Consider the following 6,821-nt stretch of genomic DNA (forward strand, 5'->3'; position numbering starts at 1 on the left):
AACGGGGAAGTACTGGCGATGAACTCGGCCATCAGTCTGGTCAAAGGTGCCGTCAACCAGGTAATGGAATGGGGAACGGTAACTCAAACCCACCTGAATTATCAGCCGGATACCGAGAGCCTGAAAACCTATTTACAGGGCGTGGATCAACTGAAAATGGCGGCCATGCTGCTCAGTGCGCCGGAGGGGGTAGGGATTGTCAGCCCACAGACCGTAATGGTGCAAAGTGGTCAGGCGCTCTATGCCCAAAGTGCGGGCGAAGTACATATCGCCAGTGCCTGCCGAATTGGGGTGAATGCGACAAAAGCTATCTCCCTGTTAGCGCAAAGCGAAGGGATGCGTATGGTGTCGGGAAAAGGGCCGTTTGCTCTGGAGTCACATGGTGATGTTCTGGGTATCACCGCATTAAAGGATGTCACGGTCAATTCAACCCAGGGCCATGTACAGATTACCGCCAAAAACGGCCTGACATTGGCGTGTGGCGGTGCGTATATCCGTCTGTCTCCGGCGGGTGAAATTGAAATTCACGGGCCGGGCCTGTTAAGCCTGAAAGGGCAGCACAAAATGGACGCCCCGGCGAAACAGGATTTTCCCTTACCTGATCTGCCTGAATCCGTGTGCAAAGAGTGTCTGAAAAAAGCGCAGGAGATGGCGCAAGGGTTTGTTTTGAGGAAATAACCGATGAATGATGATCAAATAGCCGACTGGATTGCCGCACTTGAGGCGTCAGCAAAGGATGTCGGTATGCATTGCCTCGATATCATCGTGGATCAGTCCGGGAGCGAGTTCTCGCTGATCCCGGCGTTGAAAAGTTTTTCGCCTGAAATCAAATGGTGTTCGCTGTTTCAGGGATTGCCCGAAGAGATGGTGGTGAATGATGCGCCGGTATTGATCCGGATTGATTTGACACACCCCGACCAGCGGCAATGGATGCAGGAAATTATCCTGCGCTTAAGGGAAGAACCGTTGCTGCTGATTTTATGCTCGTCATGGTCATTTGACCTGTTGTCTCGGTATTTAATTCAATGTACGAATGCCGCATACGCGGGACAGGCGGGTATTTTACGCTTTTTTGATCCGCGTATTTTTCCTGTGCTGTTTTCTCATGTGTTGGATGAGGAGCAGCAACAGCAATTACTCCGGCCCGCGTTGTTCTGGAGCTGGCTTGATCATGACGGTGTTCCTCAATTTGTTTTAGGGGCGGGCGACTCAGGGCCAGCAAATGAAACTATTGAAAAAATCGATCTGACGGATGAGCAATTTGAACACCTCTTATGCGTCTCTGATGCGTATCTTCTTGCACAGCAACTCAATGCGGATGAATACCCAGAAGTCACCGGTGAACAACGGTTCAATAGCTGCTATGCCCTGATGGTAGAGGCATCAAACACCCACGTTTTACTGGATGATGACAGAGAATCATTCGTGCTCAGGCATCTCAAATCCAGATTATCCCCCAGTGAAGGAGTCGAAGATGAAAAAACAACAGCTTAGGCTGACGGTTTTGTGTCTGTTATTGGCTGTCTGTAGCCAGTTTCCGGCACAGGCGGGAACCATTGAGGCGATTAACCATACCAAGTGGGCAATTAATCGGTTCAGTGTGGATGGTTCGCCAGGTATCGATATTATCGGACCGTACCAGGGCGGAGGGGGGGGGTGTTGCTATCGGACCCCAGATAAATGGCAACCAGGGATGACTGTTCGGGTGGATTGGGAGACAGGTGTAGGGGAAATGGATGGTTTTCCCGGTTTTGCGGATAGAGAAAAATATTATGCATGGAAAAACAAAATTGATGCCCAGAAGCGCCAACATAGCCAAGTAGTACCGGTACCCGATTATACCGGGCAGCGCACCTGTGGTATTACGGTGCATTTTTTACCCTGTGATCAAGTCAAAGTCACCACCTCCTGCAACACCTATAACAGTCCCAATTATCCAATTAAAGAACCTTTAAAAATGAAGGAGCCCAAAGTATGTCCGAAGTAATGCATACAGGCATCTCAAGTCCAGATTATCCCCCATGTGAAGGAGTCGAAGATGAAAAAACAACAGCTTAGGCTGGCGGTTTTGTGTCTGTTATTGGCTGTCTGTAGCCAGTTTCCGGCGCAGGCGGGAACCATTGAGGCGATTAACCATACCAAGTGGGCAATTAATCGGTTCAGTGTGGATGGTTCGCCAGGTATCGATATTATCGGACCGTATCAGGGCGGAGGAGGAGGCTGTTGCTATAGCGTGCCAGCGAAATGGAAACCGGGTATGACGGTCCGGGTGGATTGGGAAACTGGAGCAGGAGGTTCGGAAGGATTCCCAGGGTTCGCTGATAGAGATAAATATTTGGCTTGGGAAAAAAAAATGAATGCTTATACACGCCAACATAGTCGGGTAGTACCGGTGCCCGATTATACCGGGCAGCGCACTTGTGGCATTACGGTGCACTTCTTACCCTGTGATCAAGTCAAAGTCACCACCTCCTGCAACACCTATAACAGTCCCAATTATCCGATAAAAGAACCTTTAAAAATGAAGGAGCCCAAAGTATGTCCGAAATAAATCATAACGATGCTGTCTGGTTGCCCGCCCCTTTTCCTGCTCAGGGACGGTTGCCCGCTCGGGATTACCTGATTAGGCAAAATTGCCGCCAACAAATTAGTCAAGAGAGAGCTTACCATCAGGAGCTCTGTCTGGCTGCGGATCGTCGAGTGGCGCCGCCCTGTTGTAAGACCCTGCATGTCAGCCTGTTTTTTGACGGGACCGGCAATAATTTATATAACGACCTTTATCAGGCTGTTCCTAACCACCCAACCAATATTGCCCGTCTTTTCCAGGCGACGATTGGGGCTGGTTATGTGGGTGGCGCGTCAGGTAAGCCGTTGCTGGATGATATCGACAGCACTGGTGGAAAGTACTTTAAGTATTATATTCCCGGTGTGGGCACCCCCTTCCCGGAAATTAATGATCTGGATTACACCACTTTAGGACTGGCTGCTGCTGACCGGGGTGAAGACCGGATCAACTGGGCGTTGCTGCGGTTGATTGATGTATTAAAACGCGTATTAGCAAACGACAAAATTGATGATACTGCTTGTCAAAAATCCCTTGAGGCGATGGCCACGACATGGCACACGCTGGGCTTGGGGGGCGCGCATAACCGTTATGGCGAGTTTTATAAGCAATTTTCTGGCTTAAAACGTGAGCTAGTCATAGCCCGCAGCCAGCCGGGACGGGGCAAATCCAAACTGCTGGGGATGAAGTTGTATGTGTATGGTTTCTCCCGTGGGGCAGCAGAGGCACGGGCCTTTGTTAGCTGGCTGGCTGAACTGTTGCCGCCCCCCAAAGAGGATAACTCGAAGCCGTCGCAGTGTCTGCAAGCGAAAAACGAAACCGACCCGGAGTGTAACTTGCCCATCAGTGTGGAGTTTCTCGGGCTGTTTGACACGGTGGCGTCGGTCGGGGTGAGCCATGTGGTTCCTGTCGTTGAAGGCCATATGGCCTGGGCAGATGGTACGCAGGAGCTGCCATCGGAGGAGACTTACGGCGGGTTGGTGAAACGCTGTGTGCATCTGGTCTCGACCCATGAACAGCGACTGAGTTTCCCGATGGATTCCATTCGCCGTTCAGATGGTACCTACCCGACAGGCAGTACTGAGGTGATTTATCCCGGAGTGCATTCTGATTTAGGGGGCGGTTATCCACCGGGAGAGCAGGGTAAATCTATAGGAGAACGTGACAATCTATTACTCTCACAAATCTCATTACATGAAATGTATGCGGCAGCGTTTGAAGTTGGAGCACCATTGAAAGTACCAACTGAATCTCTACCTAAAGATTTATCTAAAGATACGTGGCGTGTAATGCCATTTGAACTCGTAGCCGAATTTAATATTGATTCACAACTTGTCAACCGCTTCAACGCCTGGCGTGAAGTCACCCTGGGCCTGGAGATGCCCAAACAACCCTTGTCGGAAGAGGAAGCTGCCCGCTTTGAACCGGTACGATCAGCTGTGGCGCTGGAGCAGGCCATGAAAAACCAGCTGGACTGGCTGACGGCCTGGCGTATCAACCGTTACGCAGGCGGTACACTGCTCAGTACGCCGTTTTTTCATGAAGCTCCTAACCGTGATGCGAAAAAAGCCCACTATGAGCAAAGTCAGCAGGCGCAGGAAGAAAAACAGCAGGCGGTGTTAAAGCAACGGAAAGCCCAGCGGACGGCTTTCGCTTCTAGCGGTGGACGGGGAGAGCCCCCAGTGTTAGCCCCAGGAGTGCCGGATTTTGACCCGGAAACTGCGCAGAATCAGTTGCGGGAAGCAGCTGCGGAATTTAGCCGTGACTACCGGGGAGAACGGCGTGAAATACACAGTGTGAAGCAATTTGTTGTTGATGACATTCTGGGCAATGCCCTTTATCTGTTGAACAGTGATGATGAGGATAAGGAATATCAGCAAATGAAAGCGGCGGGAGAGGTATTGGTCAAACGGCTTTTTCGGTCAATCCCGGCGGGAAAAACCGGTCAACCAGAATCACCGGAGTCATTGCTGGTCGACCTGTATGACAATCAGGTGCATGATTCCCGCGCATGGTTTATGTACTCTACGCTGGATACGCGCGAGCCGGAGGGCGGTTATTTCCGTTACCGGGTGATTTACTTCGGCAAAATGTGTAATAAACCCCTGTCGCTTTTGACGGTGAGCGGCAATGTGGTGGGGGCTGCGTCACCGGTTGGCAGTGCCTTGTTTATCTTCAAACGGAAAAAAGTCGGCAACATGGTGGCGGATGCCATCGACGAAGCTCACTGTACTCAGCTGGAAGTGAGCGCCCACGATTTATCCACCCGGGAACTGATCCCCATGTTACCGGACGCAGAGCAGACGAAAGCGTTCACCCATCATGTGGGCGAGGTGACCGGTCAGCAGAGACAGTTTATCGAAGCGCGGCGATTGCAAATCGGCAAAGAGAATCTCAAAGCGCGTTGGGCAGGAAAGACGCTGGAACCGACCCCGTCAGGGGGGCCGGAGAAATGAAGAACGTTATCCGTCAGGGCGATAGCCTGCGCGAATACGGCGGCAAAGTATTGTCGGGCCACTATCTGTGTTTTGGTCAACCGATAGCCTGCAAGGGTGATCCGGTTAAGTGTAACCGCCATGGCATGACCACCATTGCTCAGGGGAGTGCATCCTGCCTGATAGAGGGTCAGCCAGTGGCATTACACGGTCATCGTTGTGAATGTGGTTGTACGTTAGTCAGCTCTTTTCCCGATTATCAGGTGGCGTCATGAAAACCCGTCCCCTTTTTCCACCTTATCGTCAGGCTTCACCTCCCCGTTTTAAACGCTGGTTGGCAGCAGGCGCCGGAGGGGTATTGCTGGTCAGTAACCTCGTCGCGCTGATAAGACCTGAAATCGATGACGCTTCAGCCTTGTACGCCATGATCCCCGGACTGGCGGCGTTATGGCTGTTATGTCTGCTATTCCGCTGGCTGTTTTACCGTTTTGCCCGGCATAACGCCTGGATTTATCAGCAACAGGTTGAGTGGGTGCAGCAACGTTGGTGGCGCAAACATCGTCAGCAGATGGCGCTGGCGGACTGGGTGTTGGTCGGGCCGCTGGGGATCACGCCTGATGTGTGGCTGAGTGTGATTAATCAGTCCCATTGTCGCCCGGAGCCCCTCAGGGAAAAAACCGGTCCGGCAGTTCGCCTGTTGCGTTCTTTTGTCTCGGATAGTGAGCAACGGGAAATCCAATTGGCGAAAATGGCGGTGAATCAGTGGCGAAGCCAGCATCAGGAATCCTTGAAGTGTACGCCGCTGCACTGTTACTGGCTGGGCTCTGCCGCTGTCTGGCAGGGGTTTGCCGCCCAGATGGCGGTGCGGTTTCCTGATGTGGTGTTACCTGAACAGCCGCAATACTGGCGCGGTATTGACACCCTGGATGAGATGATTGACCTGCTGAATGCGACAACAGGCAGTCAGGCGACTATTTTGTGCGCAGGTTGCCAGTGTGTGGTCAGTGAGGCGGAGTCAGCCTTGCCGGCGGGTGAAGCGGCTTTTATTTGGTTGCTGAAAAAAACCGGCAAAGTGGCGTTGACCCGCGGTGAATATTTTCAGACTCAAGAGGATGAACAGGTTATGGATGTGGCGGCCCGGGCGCTGATGCAGGCGGATATCACCCAGCCACCGGAACCCTGTTTTCTGTTTTCCCAGCCGGAGGTTTCCTCACTGGAAGAGACCGGCTGGAATGTCACTCAACATGTGCAGGATCTCAATTGGGGCAATATTGGCGGGATGGAAGCGGTCGTGGTGCAAACACTGGCGGCTATCTCGGCGGAAAATACCGGCCAGCCCTGTGGGTGGTTAGCCCGTGATCCTCAACATGCTTTAGCGTTTGGAATAGTGAAATCTTATGGCACTGCAAGAGAATAAATTACAACCTGTTTCAGTGGTGAATACACTCATCTTACTGGTGGGAACCATTACCCTGTTGGTTTCGTTAGTTGGCCTGGGATGGTGGTTTTGGGGAGAACACCAAACCACGGATACCGAGACGTTCAATCATTTGTTACGGGTTTGTGGAATAGCCTGGGTGCTCATGGTGGTGGTGAGTATGCTGGGTTTTATCACGGTTACGTTGTTTGTCAAAAACAAAGTGACTGACACGAAGCCGGATACCCGGCCACTTTTTCCCGTCAGCAAACCGTATAATTATGGTGATTTAGGCGATCGCCTGTACCGTCGTTACGGGATGTTCTGGTGGTATAAAGTCCGTATCTTGTTGTTGGTGGGCGAACCTGAACAGGTGGAAGCCATCGCGCCGGGGCTGACCACCCAA

General features: G+C 51.9%; 7 protein-coding genes and 1 pseudogene. All 8 read left to right on the forward strand.

Annotated features, from left to right (window positions below; translation table 11 throughout):
• The coding region (locus LGZ99_RS22830) for a DUF2345 domain-containing protein (protein WP_262979681.1) at positions 1-678 on the forward strand (678 nt) is incomplete at its 5' end.
• Between the two features lie 3 nt (positions 679-681).
• The gene (locus LGZ99_RS22835) at positions 682-1,494 is read left to right on the forward strand and encodes a toxin Tle1 chaperone Tla1 (protein WP_228940472.1); all 813 of its coding nucleotides are present in this window, start codon (positions 682-684) and stop codon (positions 1,492-1,494) included.
• Entirely contained in the window at positions 1,475-1,987 is a 513-nt protein-coding gene (locus tag LGZ99_RS22840; protein WP_046973461.1) for a Tli1a family immunity protein, read from the forward strand. The genes LGZ99_RS22835 and LGZ99_RS22840 overlap by 20 nt, the downstream gene beginning before the upstream one ends.
• 51 nt (positions 1,988-2,038) lie before the next feature.
• Entirely contained in the window at positions 2,039-2,551 is a 513-nt protein-coding gene (locus tag LGZ99_RS22845; protein ID WP_262979682.1) for a Tli1a family immunity protein, read from the forward strand.
• On the forward strand, positions 2,539-5,019 hold the full coding sequence (locus LGZ99_RS22850; RefSeq protein WP_262979683.1) for a T6SS phospholipase effector Tle1-like catalytic domain-containing protein: 2,481 nt from the start codon (positions 2,539-2,541) through the stop codon (positions 5,017-5,019). The genes LGZ99_RS22845 and LGZ99_RS22850 overlap by 13 nt, the downstream gene beginning before the upstream one ends.
• Positions 5,016-5,273, forward strand: a complete 258-nt coding sequence (locus LGZ99_RS22855; RefSeq protein WP_046973922.1) for a PAAR domain-containing protein — start codon at positions 5,016-5,018, stop codon at positions 5,271-5,273. Before LGZ99_RS22850 ends, LGZ99_RS22855 begins: the two co-directional genes overlap by 4 nt.
• Positions 5,270-6,415, forward strand: coding sequence for a KPHS_23130 family T6SS system protein (locus tag LGZ99_RS22860; protein WP_046973923.1), 1,146 nt, complete (start codon positions 5,270-5,272; stop codon positions 6,413-6,415). Before LGZ99_RS22855 ends, LGZ99_RS22860 begins: the two co-directional genes overlap by 4 nt.
• A pseudogene (locus LGZ99_RS22865) lies at positions 6,396-6,821 on the forward strand (ImcF-related family protein); the annotation flags it as partial. The gene LGZ99_RS22860 and the pseudogene LGZ99_RS22865, both read left to right, overlap by 20 nt.

It is taken from the genome of Photorhabdus temperata (assembly GCF_025384845.1).
In the GTDB taxonomy this organism is placed as follows: domain Bacteria; phylum Pseudomonadota; class Gammaproteobacteria; order Enterobacterales; family Enterobacteriaceae; genus Photorhabdus; species Photorhabdus temperata.